We start from the raw sequence: 15,655 nt of genomic DNA, 5'->3' as shown, positions 1-15,655 counted from the left end.
CAATGCGCACCATCCTTGTTGCAGCGCTCTCGCTGCTTATGTTTGCTATTCCATCTGATAGTAATGCACAACGAAGAAAAAAATCAAAAAAACAAACAACAGTTCAATTTCCACAAGAGCTTTATAGCTCAATGGAATATCGATTGGTCGGACCATTTCGCGGAGGTAGATCGGCTGCGGTAACGGGAGTTCCTGGTAAGCCCAACCTATTTTATTTTGGTGCTACTGGAGGCGGTGTCTGGAAAACAGAGGACGGTGGTCGTACATGGGGCAATATTTCTGATGGCTTTTTCGGTGGAAGTATCGGTGCGGTAGAAGTAGCACCAAGTGACCATAATGTTATCTATGTCGGCGGAGGTGAAAAAACACTTCGTGGTAATGTGTCATCCGGTTATGGGATTTGGAAAACAGAAGATGCTGGGAAAACTTGGAAATCAATGGGGCTTAAAAACAGCCGTCATGTTCCGAGAATTGCAGTGCATCCTACAAATTCAGATGTCGTTTATGCTGCAGTGCTAGGAAATATATATAAACCAACTCAAGATCGCGGGGTTTATAAAAGTACCGATGGTGGAAAGACTTGGAGAAAAACACTTTTTGTAAATGATTTAGCTGGAGCGGTTGATCTGACATTTGACCCAAATAACCCAAGAATATTGTATGCGTCGACTTGGCGAGCACAACGAACCCCATATAGTTTAAGTAGTGGTGGTGATGGCTCGGCTTTATGGAAAAGCACAGATAGCGGTGAAACCTGGGAAGAGATTTCAAATAATGAGGGTTTTGCTGAAGGTATCAATGGGATTATTGGTGTAACTGTATCACCAGTAAATTCGGAACGCGTTTGGGCAATTGTTGAAAATGAGAAAAAAGGAGGTGTTTATAGATCAGAAGACGGCGGAAAGACATGGAGCAACATTAATAGTAGTCGAGCGCTTAGACAACGAGCATGGTATTATACAAGAATCTATGCTGACACTCAGGATGAAAATATTGTATATGTAGTAAACGTAAGCTATCACAAATCGACTGATGGAGGTAAAAACTTTACGAGTGCAAGAGCACCTCATGGTGACCATCATGATTTGTGGATCGCTCCTGAAAACCCGAAGCGGATGATCATTGGAGATGATGGAGGCGCACAAATAACGTATGATGGCGGCGAGACTTGGAGCACCTATCACAACCAACCAACGGCTCAATTTTATCGGGTGACCACCGATAATTCATTCCCATATCGCATCTATGTGGCACAACAAGATAATTCTACCATCAGAATAAAACACCGTAGTGATGGCTTTAGCATTGATGAGGATGATTGGGAGTCAACAGCAGGTGGAGAATCTGCCCACATTGCCGTAGACCCTGAAAATAATGACATTGTTTATGGCGGAAGTTATGGCGGATTTTTAACTAGAAAAAATCACAAAACAGGAACTACTAGGGCGATTAATGTGTGGCCAGATAACCCTATGGGTTATGGTGCTGAGGGTATGAAGTATCGTTTTCAGTGGAATTTCCCGATTATCTTTTCGAAACATAACCCGAATAAACTGTATACCTTTTCTCAGCATGTTCATGTAACGGAAAATGAAGGCCAAAGTTGGGAAATTATTAGTCCTGATCTGACTAGAAATGATCCTGAAAAACTAAAATCATCAGGAGGGCCAATCACCCAAGATAATACGGGTGTTGAGTATTACTGTACCATTTTTGCTGCAAATGAAAGTCCGCTGCAAGAAGGACTTTTATGGGTTGGTAGTGATGATGGATTGATTCATATTACTAAGGATGGTGGAAAGAATTGGGAAAATGTAACCCCTTCGGGAGCGCCAAAGTGGTTAATGATTAACAGTATCGAGCCATCGCCTTACGACGCTGGCACCTGCTATGTTGCGGGAACGTTGTACAAAACTGGAGATTTCAAACCATACTTATACAAGACTACTGATTACGGTAAAACTTGGACTAAAATTACTAACGGAATCAACCCGGAGCATTTTACACGAGTTCTACGGGCGGATCCTACACGTAAGGGATTATTATATGCGGGAACAGAAACCGGCATGTACATTTCATTTAATGATGGATTGAGTTGGGAGCCGTTCCAAATGAATTTACCAATTGTGCCTATTACGGACCTAATCGTAAAAGATAATAATCTTGTGGTAGCAACCCAAGGTCGCAGCGTTTGGATTCTTGATGATCTAACAGTATTGTATCAATTGAACAATAGTGATAAATCAAAATCAGCTATCTTGTTTAAACCAAAAAATAGCTACCGTACAAAGGGCGGCGGCGGCCGTGAATCTAAAACAGCAGGCACGAATCATCCAGGTGGAGTTGTCACTCATTTTTACTTAAAAAATTACGACAAGAAAAAGGATACGGTCAAACTAACTTATTTTGACAGTAAAGGCGACACCATAAATACCTTTAGTAATAAGGACAAAAAGAAGATGATTCCAGATCTTGAAAAAGGGGGCAATACACACGTTTGGAATATGCGTTATGAAGGTGCTGAGCGTTTAAAAGGGATGATTATGTGGGGAGCTAATTTAAATGGCCCCAGAGCAGTACCCGGAAATTATAAGGTTACTTTATCTGTAAATGGAAAAGAAGAATCTCAGAATTTTGAGATTTTGGCAGATCCACGAGCTGAAACCGACCTCGCAGGAATGAAAAAACAGTTCGATTTTGTATCAAATGTGAATGAAACGGTGGATAAAGCGCATAAATCGATCAAAAAAATGCGAAATGTCAAGAAACAGCTAGAGGCATTTACCAAGCAATATGCAAAAAATGATAAGGTTAAGGATTTGGTTGAAAAAGCTAAGGAAATGACAAAGGAACTTGATGAGGTAGAAAAAGCATTGTACCAAACAAAAAACAGAAGTGGTCAAGATCCGCTCAATTTCCCAATTCGTTTAACGAACAAGCTTGGAGCTGTTGCTAGCCTTGCTAATTTTGATGATTTTCCTCCAACGGATCAAGCTATAATAGTAAGTAAAGAGCTGACTCAAAAAATAAATTTAGAATTATCTAAATTCAATAAATTAATCAGTAAAGGCATTTCTTCCTTTAATCAAGAGTTTAATAAACTTCAATTAAATTATCTTTTTGTTAAAGAATAAAGGTAGATCGGGCTAGTTTTAGAACTAGCGCAATCTATATTTGCATTCATGGTAGAATACCAATACATAAAAGCATTACATATAATCTTCATGGTAACATGGTTTGCGGGACTATTTTACATTCCTCGCTTATTCATGTATCATATAGAAGCATTGGAAAAACCGTCGCCTGAAAAAGAAATCTTATCTAAGCAATTAGCATTAATGACCAAGCGCCTCTGGTTTATCATTACCTGGCCTTCATTGGTATTATGTAGTCTTTTTGCGTTTGTCTTGCTATATCTTAATCAAGCGCTTCTCTATTTACCTTGGATGCAGGTAAAACTAGGCTTTGTTGTGCTACTTTATCTCTATCATATTAAATGCCATTTTATTTTTAAAAAATTACAGCAAAACAAGGTAGAACATAGCAGTAATTTTATGAGGATATGGAATGAAGGCTCTACGATTATCTTATTTGCAGTGATTTTCTTGGTCACTTTAAAAAATGCCTTTAATTGGATTTATGGAGTAGTAGGAATCATCGCTTTAGGTGTTTTATTGATGCTTGGGATTAAGCTTTATAAAAGAATCCGAGATAAGAATCCGGAGGCTTAGTACTAATAATCAATTGTATTTAAGAAGTATGACTTCTCTTATTTTAATACTAAAAAGTAATATAATTCCTTCCCTTTTTAAGGGAAGTTGCCCGAAGGGTGGAAGGGTTCCCCATAGACCAATCTCTTCAAAATGAGACCTACAAGGTTCTAAAAACCTTGCATGTCGTTCGAACAAATAACTTACCTTTGCCCACATTTCAATTATTTCTTTAACTCTTAAAACGTTAGTATAGCATGCAACTGTACAATAAATTAAGCGCTAAGGAGAGAGCTGCACTTATAAAAGAGGCTGGTAAACAACGGCTAACACTCTCCTTTTATCAATACGCCAATATTGGTAATCCACAGGTATTACGCAACCATCTTTTCATTGCTTGGGATGAACTTGAAGTATTGGGCAGAATTTATGTCGCCCATGAGGGAATTAATGCACAGTTATCGGTCCCTGCGGAGAATTTTACTGATTTCAAAACGCATTTAGACAGTATATCATTTCTAGAAAACGTTCGACTAAATATTGCGGTGGAACAGGATGATATGTCTTTTTTAAAATTGAAAGTAAAGGTTAGACATAAGATTGTTGCCGACGGATTAAATGATGAAACGTTTGATGTTACCAACAAAGGAATACATGTTGATGCCGAAACCTTTAATGAACTTATCGAAGACGAAGATACTGTGTTGGTCGATATGCGTAACCACTATGAAAGTGAAATAGGGCATTTTAAAAATGCAGTTACTCCTGATGTTGATACGTTTCGCGATTCACTAGATATTATTGAAGAGCAGTTAGCAGAACATAAGGAAGACAAAAAACTAGTGATGTATTGTACTGGTGGAATTCGCTGCGAAAAAGCAAGTGCGTACTACAGGCACAAAGGCTTTAAAAATGTGTATCAGCTAGAAGGTGGTATTATTGAATACACCCGTCAGGTGAATGAAAAAGAGCTAGAGAATAAGTTTTTAGGTAAGAATTTTGTGTTTGATCATCGCCGAGCGGAAAAAATTTCAGAGGATATTATTTCCAATTGCCATCAATGTGGAGAGGCTTGTGATACCCATGTAAATTGTGCCAACGAAGCCTGTCATTTATTGTTTATTCAATGTGAAAATTGTGCGATGCAGATGAATAACTGTTGCTCGGATGAATGTAAGGAAATTCACGCCTTACCCTATGAAGAACAGAAAGCACTTCGAAAAGGAACACACAACAGTAATAAGATTTTCAAAAAAGGACGGTCTGAGGTGTTGAAGTTCAAGAAGTAGATCTTTAATACCTACTTAAGTGCTGTGATGTCTGGGCGAGCACCCACCTAAATTAAACGTCCAGGCAGTGGAGACCTATATCATTCGGATAAAATTGAATTGATTATTTTTAAGAACAAAACAATAGCGAATTATGGCTATATTTAATACCATAATTCGCTATTTCGATGAAATTATTTCTCAAGATCCTAAAACGGATTTTTCAATTCCTATTAATCCTTATCGTATTATTTGTAATCGGCTTATACGTCCTTGACTATGACTATGTGCTGCGAGGAGCTCGTATTGTTTATGCTACGGGACATGATTCTGCTTTTATAGATGATTACACCTATTTTGAGAATGACACCATTCAAATGGGAAATGATCCACAGCCTTGGCCAATGCATAATGATTATAATACAGTTGAGGCTACTAAAAGACTAAAAGGAACAAACGAAGCCCTTGGAACTGTTGCATTTGTTATCATAAAAAATGACAGTATTTGGTTTGAAAGTTATGATGATGGTTTTGGAGTAAGTAGTATTAGCAATTCCTTTTCAATGGCAAAAAGTGTTACTTCTGCAATGATGGGTAAGGCAATTCAAGACGGGTATATTAAAAGCCTCGATCAGCCAGTATCTGATTTTTTCCCTCAATATAGTGAAGGTTTAGCAGCAAAAATGACCGTTGGAGACCTCTCTTCAATGGCTTCGGGATTAGATTGGGTCGAGCACTATACCAGTCCATTTTCGGTAACTGCACGCGCTTATTATGATGATGATTTAAGTGAAACAATCTTAAATCAAAAGGTAGTTTTAGAACCAGGTCAACGAGTTCGTTATAAGAGTGGAAGCACACAATTATTGGGAATGGTGATTGAAAAAGCAACCGGCAAAAAAATGGTTGAGTATTTGTCAGAGTCTTTCTGGAAACCCATGGGAATGGAAAAAGATGCATTGTGGCAAGTTGATGATGAAGATAATCGCCTAGCAAAAACCTATTGTTGCATAGGATCGAATGCACGTGATTTTGCCCGTTTCGGAAAGCTGTATAAAGACTTCGGAAAATGGAATGGAGAGCAATTGCTAGATTCCAGTTTTGTTGTTAAAAGTATTCAACCCCGTTTTAAAGAAGATAATGATTATGGTTACGGATTTTGGCTCTTAAAACATCAAGGAAAAGATGTTTTTTATATGCGGGGTATTCTTGGTCAATATGTGATGGTCGTACCTGATGATAATGTTATTGTTGTACGACTAGGTCATCAACGAGCTCGAGTAAATATCGATGGCGAACGTATTCAAGACACCGATTTGTATTTGCAAGAAGCTTATAAAATGATGGGATTATGATTCATAAACTTCAATTAGGCAACATTCTATTTTTAGATATCGAAACGGTACCTGAAAATGAGAATTTCAATTCACTTTCAAAGGAGAAACAAGAGCTATTTGCAGCTAAAACGGCCTATCAACGTAAAGATGAAATTCTTCCTGAAGACTTTTATGATCGCGCTGGAATTTGGGCTGAATTTGGTAAGATCGTCTGTATTTCGGTAGGGTATTTCGTGTTTAGAGGTGACATCAGAACCTTTAGAGTTACTTCATTTCACGGAGAAGAAATAGAATTGCTTAAGGCTTTTAAAAATTTGCTAGAAACGCATTTTAATAGGCCACAACACTTGTTATGTGCGCATAATGGTAAGGAATTCGATTTTCCATATATCGCTAGGCGAATGATCATTAATAAGATTGATATTCCTTATAAATTGAATTTATTTGGTAAAAAGCCATGGGAAGTACCGCATATAGATACGTTAGATTTGTGGAAATTCGGTGATTACAAGCATTATACATCACTTAAATTGTTGACCAACATTCTGGGAATTCCATCGCCTAAGGATGATATTGATGGTAGCCAGGTTGCCGCTGTATATTATAAAGAAAACGACATAGATCGAATTATCGAATATTGCGAAAAAGATACGGTTGCTGTAGCCCAAATTTTATTACGTTTACGCAACGAAGATTTACTAGTTGATGATGAAATTAAAAAAGTCTAGCAAGCAAGCACTCTTTTCAATCCTATTTTTTATAGCATTTTTCGCCTTAGGGGTTTCTCAAAATCAAACTTCCCCGGTTGAAACTGTAGTCGACTTTATTGATGAAGATCAAGACTCGACGCAAACGGCAATCCCAGCTGAACCACAACAAAATTTACCTTCCCAGGTTTTTATCGCGCCTCGTTATAATCAAACCTCAGGAATATTTACCGTCGAAAACACTCCCAATCCTAAAAAAGGTCGAGCGAATGGCTATGTCTCAGATCCAGCGGATATCATAACTGCAAACGAAGAACAAATCATCAACCAAATGCTATGGGAATTGGAGCAAAAGTCAACCGCTCAAATTGCGGTGGTCATGTTACCAAGTATTGGAGATGAAGTGCCTAAAAGTTTTGCAGTCAATCTATTTGAGGAGTGGGGAATTGGACAGAAAGAAACGGATAATGGGTTGTTAATACTAACAGTAATGGATCAGCGCCGTACAGAGTTTGAAGTTGGTTATGGACTAGAGCCTATTTTAACTGATGTAGTCTGCTTGCGAATCGGAACTGATGAAATAGTGCCATTTTTTAAACAAGGTCGGTTTGGTGCAGGAATTGTATCAGCACTTACAAGAATCAATCAGTTTTTAGATGATCCAGAGGTTATTGATGAGATTTATACTCATAATATTGGTTATACTCAAAACTCACATCAACATGGTTTTTGGTGGTATTTTATTCGAATTTATGGAATAATTAGCCTGCTTTTTGCAATTGGCTACTATGGCGTTGCTTGGGACATTGAACGTTCAAAGGACGACTACTACGACAAGTATATTCGCCTTGAGAAATTGAAATTTGGCTGTTTGTTAGTTTTAATTCCATTGCCATTTGTTTTTTTTAGTCGTATGACAAAACGACGATTGAAAAAGTATCGAAACGCACCACGTTTTAGTAAACTTAATGGAAAACCTTTGTTTCTAAAAAATGCATGGGCTGAAAATAAGTTTCTGGAAAATGGTCAACTTGTTGAAGAAAAAATTAGTGCGGTCGACTATGATGTTTGGGTTACTGAAGATGAAAGCGATATTTTAGTATTAGAGTACACAGGTAAAAGCTCTAAATACAGTGACTGCAGTGAATGTGGGTATAAAACCTATGGCAGAAAACGATCTGTGGTGCTGCGAGCGGCCACCTACAGTAATTCAGGTAAGCGCAAGGTGGTCTATGAGTGCGCTAACTGCCATTATACCAAAGAAGAAATCCAAACGATACCTCAAAAAGTTCGCTCTAGCTCATCTAGTTCTAGTGGTTCATCATTCTCATCTTCTAGCAGCTCATCATCAAGTTTTGGTGGTGGTAGTTCAGGTGGTGGTGGTGCTGGAGTTAGTTGGTAAATAAAAACCCTCCACTGCCAGAGCAATGAAGGGTTAATAATTTACTTAGTTAATAGACTAGCGTCTCATAAACTTCTGAGTCATTTTTTCTTCACCATCATTTAATTCAATTAAGTACATTCCGGCTCTTAATTCGTTTACCGAAATGGTATTTTGAATTAGTTTACCGGCCTTAATTTGCTTTCCGGTAATATCCATAATTCGGTACGTTGCTTCACCGCTATCTGGCATTCTAATATTTAAAGAACTTCCTATTACTGGATTTGGATAGATCAAGAAATCACCATCAAAACCTTCGTCAACATCTGCTTCACTAAATGTAGAGAAGGTTTGAATCGCACTAATGGAGTTCGTAGAAGCTACTGCGTTTGATAACCCAGTAATGCTTACCTGATCAATATACACTTGGTCTCCATTAGCTGAAGCATCACACTGAAATCTAAATCCTGAGTTCGCTGCAAAATTATACTCTGCTGCACTAATTGTTACAGTTGCCGTATAGAAAGTATTGTTATTGAAGCTTGTTCCTCTCGCGTAGGTAGCAACAGTATTCCACTGCGAACCATCGTAGAAACGTACCCAGAAATCTTCTCCATTCTCCATGCTGTAAGCATAGAAATAAAATTTCACCTCTACAGTATCAAAAGAAGACACATCAACATTGTTTAATGTCATTGAACTTCTTGTTCCTGAGTTATCGCGTAGTCTGATTGAATAATTTCCTTCGAACGAGCGGCTACCTGAATATCTAAATGCATCAGTACCTCCGTCGATCCAGCCGTCCCATCCAGATTCAAAGAATCCTTCGTGAATTACTACCGGATCTCCTCCGCCAGGAGCAGCTTCAGTAGTCACACTTAATGCTGCACTACTAGCCGAAATATTGCCTGCTGCATCTTTTGCTCTTACAGCAAAAGAATAAGTAGTATCTGCTGTAAGTCCGCTTACTGAAAATGAAGTTCCAGTTGGGCTTGCAATTACAGAACCGTCTTGTAATACATCGTATCCTGTAACACCAAAGTTATCAGAAGATGCTGACCAAGAAAGATCAACACTTGTTTGTGTGATGTTGCTTGATGCTAATCCAGTAGGTACTGAAGGAGCTTCTGTATCTCCAGCCTCAGCCTCAGTAGTTACTGTTACTGTACCTTGACTAGATTCGTTACCTGCAGCATCAACCGCTGATACTCCAAAAGTATAGGTTGTATCCGCTGTAAGTCCTGTTATATTAGCTGAAGTTCCTGTAACGGTGCCGATATTAGTAGAACCATTATATACATTGTATCCCGTTACGCCTACATTGTCTGAAGATGCATTCCAACTCAAGTCTAATGTTGTTTGTGCAACATTAGATGCAGTTACATTTCCAGGAGTTGTTGGTGCTTCAGTATCACCTGCAGTTGATGCTGTTGTAACCGTAACCGAAGCTAGATTTGATTCATTTCCTGCCGCATCAACTGCCGATACATTAAAAGTATATTGTGTGTCAGCGGTAAGGCCTGTAATGTTTGCGGTGGTTCCTGTTACGGTTCCAAGACTAGTAGTTCCATTGTATACATTGTAAGCTGTTACACCTACATTATCAGAAGAAGCAACCCAACTAAGATCTAAAGTCGTTTGCGTAATGTTAGAAGCTGCCAAGTTTCCTGGAGTAGTTGGTGCATCAGTATCGGGACCTGGTCCTGAACCATCACTTAATACAACAGTATAATCTTCTACTTGGCCGTATGTGAATGTTTCACATGCAGTTGGTGTGCCATTATATTTCATTGATACACGCATACGAACAGCTCCATCGGCTGCTCCAGCAGGAACAGTAAATGAACCACTTACTGGTGAAGCATTTGTTGCTGCTTGTGAGAACACCTGTTCTGCACTATCGAAAGTTCCATTTTTATTGAAATCAATCCATACTCCATATCCTTCACGGTAAACTGTACCTGTCCATGTTGGTGTAACACTTATAGTATAAGAATCTCCTTTAGTAAGATCAGTAGAGATTGCAGTGAAATCTTCATAACCAGAACCACCACCTGAAGCATTATCAATGGATCCTAATTGTACTCTGCCAATATACTCATCATTAACTCTGTTTCCTTGCGAAGCACAATAGTTAAGAATTAACTCTGGAGTACTAAATGCTGTTGATGCACTATAACCCGAAGTAGCACCATCATCACACTTACTTTGAACCTGTACCTCATAATCAGTTAATTGTGTAAGGCCTGTTAAGTTAGTAGAAGAACCATTCGAAGTAATTGTAGTCCAAGAGGAAGCTCCAACTACTCTGTATCGAACGTCATAGCTTGCACCTGGAACTGTGTTCCAGTTAATTGTAGCTCCATTTGCCGTAACATTTCCAGCAGATACATTTGCAGGAACTGTAGCTTCACAAACTATCGGAGTGCTGCTAGCACCAGTTACAATTAATGTGTAATCTTGGCTTCCACCTGTTAATGTTCCTTTATGAGTTACTGTTACAGTATAAGAGCCAACTGCTCCTGAAATATCTACTCTTTCATAAGGATCTACATTGTTGTCTCCTGTTCCATTTGTAGTAATAGAAGTTAAGCGGTATGGGTTAAAAGTATCTGAATTCTTAGTTACTCGTACATCTAAATCATTAACGAGAACTGGTGTAGTAACATTTGCAGTTCCTGTATTTACAGTACCCGCTCTGTCAGTCCAGCTAATAGAAACTACAAGATCATTTACACCGTCAGAATCTACATTAACCGAATAAGATTCACCTGAATTTAAGCTACGCTGATCGATTACTGAACCATTACCGTTTGCAGTAATAGCTTCAGCCGCTCTTTTAGCATTTAATAAACCCCATCCATGCACAGCATCCGGTCCTGCTGGACCAATATCGTCTGCAGTATGCAGTGCTAAACCTTTTAATGAAGCAGCGCGCATAAAACTACCATTTAACTCATTATAGTGCTGTTGTAATAATAGTAATGAACCCATTACGTTTGGCGATGCCATTGAAGTACCAGTGATAGATGCATATTCTGTATCACTACCTTCATAAGTAGAATAAACGCCAGTTCCATTTCCTGTAATGTCCGGCTTAATTCTTAAATCATCAGTTGGCCCTTCACTACTAGAAGAGTTAATAGTTACTGAAATTAGATTCCCGCTCGCATCAACACTAGCATCTTGTGCATTCGCAACAACCATAGTGTTTTTTGAAGTTGAATGCCCAGTAAGCTTATCATAAGCTGAATTTCCGTTTAATGGTGCTCCATTAAAATTACTGTTTCCATCATTACCAGCAGCAACCACCATTAAATACATAGGTGAATTAAACTGAAGGTTATCCCAATCTCTTGAATCTTCAATATAAGCTCCAAAGTAATAATCAGGAACAAGATCACTTCTAAAACCGTAAGAGTGGTTAGAAAGTAGCATACCATTTGCTGCCTGACCTGTTGCCTCAGAAACATCACTGTTCCAGTCATGACCAATTCCACTTGCTTGTGGCGCCATCCCTTTGGCTGCTGGATCAACACCAGAAGCAATAACAGTTCCGGTTACGTGAGCTGCATGGAAGTTTAAAGTAGTAGAGTTATCTCCAATAGAGAAACGATTGTTACCACCAGGGCCATCGTATTCTTGGTGAGTGCCTCGTGCAAGACCACCATCCCAAATATAAGCAGTCATATTCTGACCATCAAGATTTAGCCCTAAACTACCTCCACCATTTATATGGTTTGTTCTTGTAGATGCAGCCGCCGATACATTATAAGTAGTATAATAAATCGGAGAGCCATCTTTAGCTATTCGTTGCAGTTCTACAAAACGACCATCCCTTAAAAGCTCAGAAGTTTTCCATCCTTTCTGGGCTGCAACTCTAATTGCTTCGGCTTTTTGAGCCGCTTTTCTTTTTGTTACTTCGCTTTGAAACTGTGTTAAAGCTGCCTGATTGTTTTGGCTTACAATTTTTTGTACTTGTGTCTTGGTTTGTGCGGATAAAGAATACGCACTAAAAACCAACACCATTGACAAAAACACTTTAAAATAGTTGTTTTTCATATTAATTATTTAGCATTTAATAAAAGGTTTGTGAAAAGTGCCGTGAATGTATTAAAAATCTGTTAATATCCTAGCAAGTCGAAAACCTTTTCGATTAACAGTTAACTTTCGTTTAAAGAGCTCTATACTTTTATTAAACAAGATTGTATTTTATATATTTGAAGATGCCAAAAAACGCAATTTTGCAAGTTGAGAAATTATGTATTTCTACAACCTCGCAAAAACCTAATGTACAGCTTGTTAAATCGATTTCATTTCAACTTTTTGAGAATGAAATACTGGGAATCGTGGGAGAATCTGGCTCAGGAAAATCGATTACAAGCCTCTCAATTATGGGGCTTTTACCCAAGCATGCACTGCGCATTTCATCTGGAAAAATCTATTATAATTCATTAAAATTATCAGACTTTTCAGACAAAGATTATAGGTCTATACGGGGCAAGAAGATTTCTATGATTTTTCAAGAGCCGATGAGCTCCCTAAATCCTTCTTTGAAATGCGGCACACAGGTAGTTGAAATATTGCTACAACATAATACTATAACTAAAAAAGAAGCAAAAGAAGAAACACTTGCTCTTTTTGAAAAAGTACAATTACCTAGACCAACCGAAATATTTAATAGTTACCCGCATCAAATAAGTGGTGGACAGAAACAACGTGTTATGATTGCTATGGCAATTGCATGTAAACCGGATATTTTAATAGCTGATGAGCCGACCACTGCCTTGGATGTCACTGTTCAAAATGAAATAATAGATTTACTTAAGGCATTGCAAAATGAGACAAAGATGAGCATCATTTTCATCACTCATGACTTGGCTCTGGTATCTGAAATAGCCGATCGTGTTTTAGTAATGTATCAAGGCGACATTGTAGAACAAGGGCAGGTAGCACAATTGTTTAGGAACCCCGAAAATGATTATACCAAAGCCTTATTATCATCAAGACCATCTTTAGATAAACGTTTGGAGGTATTACCTACTATAAAGGATGTTATGAATGATGTGGTTTCAACAAAAGAAATTACTGCAGCAGATAGAGCTGAAAATCACAAGGAAATGTACGAGCAATTGCCAATTTTAGAAGTGGTTAATGTGCAAAAGGACTACATTAGTAATGCAGGGCTATTTCAAAAAAGCAAGGTAGTAAAAGCTGTGGATGACGTAAGCTTTAAAATTTATCCAGGTGAAACCTTGGGATTGGTCGGAGAATCAGGATGTGGAAAATCTACCTTAGGAAATGCAATTTTGCAGCTTGATAAAGCAACTGCAGGCAGTATTTTTTATAAAGGAGAAGACATAAGCAAGTTAAGAGGAAAGGCACTTCGTGCGCTTCGAAAAGATATTCAAATAATATTTCAAGATCCGTTTGCATCGCTTAATCCAAGAATAACTATTGGGAAAGCTATTATGGAACCAATGAAGGTTCATGGCTTATATAATTCTGATCAAAAACGAAAGGAAAAGACTATTGAACTCTTGGAGCGGGTTGGACTAGAGGCTGAGCATTTTAATCGATATCCGCATGAATTTTCTGGCGGACAGCGCCAACGAGTGGGAATTGCGAGAACCATAGCGCTGCAGCCAAAACTGATTGTTTGCGATGAATCAGTTTCGGCATTGGATATCTCCGTGCAAGCGCAGGTACTCAATTTGCTAAACGAACTAAAAAATAACTTCGGATTTACTTACATTTTCATTAGTCATGACCTTTCTGTCGTAAAGTATATGGCAGATCAGTTATTGGTAATGAACAAGGGTAAAATAGAAGAATTAGGTGACGCTGATTCGATCTACAGCGATCCAACTTCTGAATACACCAAGGCATTAATTAGTGCAATTCCTAAAGGATTATAACATCAAGATTTTTTTTGAAAGTTTCAGTAGGCTTCTGGTTAGTTCAACAGTGTTGTTGAAGGAAGTAACTACTTTAAAATCCCACATAGGGCGTTTAGCAGATAGACGAGTCGTCTCCATAGTTAATTAGGTTTAAGATTTAGGGATGTGCAATATATGCAGCTGCTTAAAAGTGAACCTAAAAACTGCTAAATTTTTGATGAAAACAATCTATTTTTCGTTAAAATGAAATCGTTTTGTCAATTTTATCGATTAACTCCAATTAAATATTTGTGGAAAATGAAAAGTGTAATGTTTTTTCATGACTGAAAAAGCTTAGAAAAATAAAAGCCACACATTTCTGGTGGCTGTTCTTTTCGCTTTAAGCGAATTTAGTTTAGGTGTAAGAATCTTCTTCGGGGCAAAAAAAGGTTCTTAGATCATAAATACCTTTTTGGTAAGTACGATTAAACTTTTAATGAATTGTACAGTTCCTACTGTAGATGTTCCAGCTTGGTTACTGTTAGTAAATGTTGTTGAGTAATTTGCTTTCATGATGTTGGGTTTAAGTTAAATTCAAAGATACATTATCGTATCGTTTAAAAACAAATAATATCGATGTAATGCATAAATATTTAACATTTGTTAACATTTAAGTAGGTTTCTATCGACACTACATATATATAACAATGGAAATCTATTTTACCCTACCTGTCTAGAAAACAAATTGTTGCAGTTTTTAGTTGAAGCAGCAATTTAATGGTTTTGATACTGATAATCAGCAACTTAGCTTTTATAAGTAGAATTAAAAAAATGAAAGATTTTTTTGGGAATGGTTTTTTGAGAATAGAACACTCTCATTTTCAACTAAAGACAGGTGTTATTTCACATAGAAGCATATTTTTTACGCGAAATAGTATTAGACCCAAAGTTTCAAGAAGCGTGTTTTACTGCCAACTGAATACTGTTTTACTGTAGACTTAATTAGTACATCCACAATTAGATCGTACACAAGAGAAGTCAATACCAATGGTGATCATATGGGTCCCTGCTAAGGTCGCTAGATCGCCTTGTATCTCATTAATGTTTACTTGGTAGGCATAAGCTGCATAAATGCCGTTGTACTTCAATCCAAACATCGGACTGATCGATAAGGGCTTAAAGGTTTGATCGTTTAGAAAACGAGCCGTGATACCTCCCCAATAATAACGATCTAAATCAAGCTTTCTAACTTTTAGTGTTAGATCAGTGATACTTCGTCCATCGCTTTCAAAGTATTGCACAACTCCACTAGGCTCATATTCCCAATCTGCTCCATCATGTTCTTTGATTATATAACCAAAGTACGCATAGTA

Annotated in this window: 9 protein-coding genes; 7 read left to right on the top strand and 2 right to left on the bottom strand. The window is 37.8% G+C overall.

Annotation, left to right across the window (positions count from 1 at the left end; all coding sequences use genetic code 11):
- Positions 1–2: 2 nt before the first annotated feature.
- The 6 genes from GWK10_RS17585 to GWK10_RS17560 all read left to right on the top strand — a co-directional run bounded on the left by GWK10_RS17585 (position 3) and on the right by GWK10_RS17560 (position 8,424).
- Positions 3–3,134: a WD40/YVTN/BNR-like repeat-containing protein gene (locus tag GWK10_RS17585; protein ID WP_164033719.1), complete on the top strand. Its 3,132-nt coding sequence runs from the start codon at positions 3–5 to the stop codon at positions 3,132–3,134.
- Positions 3,135–3,182: 48 nt separating this feature from the next.
- A complete protein-coding gene (locus GWK10_RS17580) occupies positions 3,183–3,731 on the top strand; it encodes a CopD family protein (protein WP_164033718.1) in 549 nt (182 codons plus the stop codon).
- Positions 3,732–3,967: 236 nt separating this feature from the next.
- A complete protein-coding gene (trhO, locus tag GWK10_RS17575; RefSeq protein WP_164033717.1) occupies positions 3,968–4,999 on the top strand; it encodes an oxygen-dependent tRNA uridine(34) hydroxylase TrhO in 1,032 nt (343 codons plus the stop codon).
- Positions 5,000–5,166: 167 nt separating this feature from the next.
- On the top strand, positions 5,167–6,333 hold the full coding sequence (locus GWK10_RS17570; protein WP_164033716.1) for a serine hydrolase domain-containing protein: 1,167 nt from the start codon (positions 5,167–5,169) through the stop codon (positions 6,331–6,333).
- Positions 6,330–7,043 carry a 3'-5' exonuclease gene (locus GWK10_RS17565; protein WP_164033715.1) on the top strand — a complete coding sequence of 238 codons (714 nt, stop codon included), beginning with the start codon at positions 6,330–6,332 and terminating at the stop codon, positions 7,041–7,043. The genes GWK10_RS17570 and GWK10_RS17565 overlap by 4 nt, the downstream gene beginning before the upstream one ends.
- Entirely contained in the window at positions 7,021–8,424 is a 1,404-nt protein-coding gene (locus GWK10_RS17560; protein WP_164033714.1) for a TPM domain-containing protein, read from the top strand. The genes GWK10_RS17565 and GWK10_RS17560 overlap by 23 nt, the downstream gene beginning before the upstream one ends.
- 57 nt (positions 8,425–8,481) lie before the next feature.
- Here the strand turns inward: GWK10_RS17560 and GWK10_RS17555 are convergent, their stop codons facing one another.
- Positions 8,482–12,465 (bottom strand): fibronectin type III domain-containing protein, encoded by a 3,984-nt coding sequence (locus GWK10_RS17555; RefSeq protein ID WP_164033713.1) that lies wholly within the window; start codon positions 12,463–12,465, stop codon positions 8,482–8,484.
- 164 nt (positions 12,466–12,629) lie between these two features.
- Between GWK10_RS17555 and GWK10_RS17550 the strand changes: the two genes are divergently transcribed.
- A complete protein-coding gene (locus tag GWK10_RS17550; RefSeq protein ID WP_164033712.1) occupies positions 12,630–14,321 on the top strand; it encodes an ABC transporter ATP-binding protein in 1,692 nt (563 codons plus the stop codon).
- Between the two features lie 959 nt (positions 14,322–15,280).
- On the opposite strand, the gene GWK10_RS17545 is transcribed toward GWK10_RS17550, so the two are convergent.
- Positions 15,281–15,655 (bottom strand): type IX secretion system membrane protein PorP/SprF (locus tag GWK10_RS17545; protein ID WP_164033711.1); only part of this gene is annotated, 375 nt, incomplete at its 5' end.

Source organism: Spongiivirga citrea, from assembly GCF_010671565.1.
GTDB classification, from domain to species: Bacteria; Bacteroidota; Bacteroidia; order Flavobacteriales; family Flavobacteriaceae; genus Spongiivirga; species Spongiivirga citrea.
The sequence above is the reverse complement of the archived record's forward strand: the minus strand, read 5'-3'. Positions and strand labels throughout refer to the sequence as shown.

Excerpts from the sequence above, each read along its gene's own strand:
- GWK10_RS17580 (WP_164033718.1), top strand. The coding sequence starts at position 3,183 with ATGGTAGAATACCAATACATAAAAGCATTACATATAATCTTCATGGTA.
- trhO (WP_164033717.1), top strand. The coding sequence starts at position 3,968 with ATGCAACTGTACAATAAATTAAGCGCTAAGGAGAGAGCTGCACTTATA.
- GWK10_RS17585 (WP_164033719.1), top strand. The coding sequence starts at position 3 with ATGCGCACCATCCTTGTTGCAGCGCTCTCGCTGCTTATGTTTGCTATT.
- GWK10_RS17555 (WP_164033713.1), bottom strand. The coding sequence starts at position 12,465 with ATGAAAAACAACTATTTTAAAGTGTTTTTGTCAATGGTGTTGGTTTTT.
- GWK10_RS17560 (WP_164033714.1), top strand. The coding sequence starts at position 7,021 with ATGATGAAATTAAAAAAGTCTAGCAAGCAAGCACTCTTTTCAATCCTA.
- GWK10_RS17565 (WP_164033715.1), top strand. The coding sequence starts at position 6,330 with ATGATTCATAAACTTCAATTAGGCAACATTCTATTTTTAGATATCGAA.
- GWK10_RS17550 (WP_164033712.1), top strand. The coding sequence starts at position 12,630 with ATGCCAAAAAACGCAATTTTGCAAGTTGAGAAATTATGTATTTCTACA.
- GWK10_RS17570 (WP_164033716.1), top strand. The coding sequence starts at position 5,167 with ATGAAATTATTTCTCAAGATCCTAAAACGGATTTTTCAATTCCTATTA.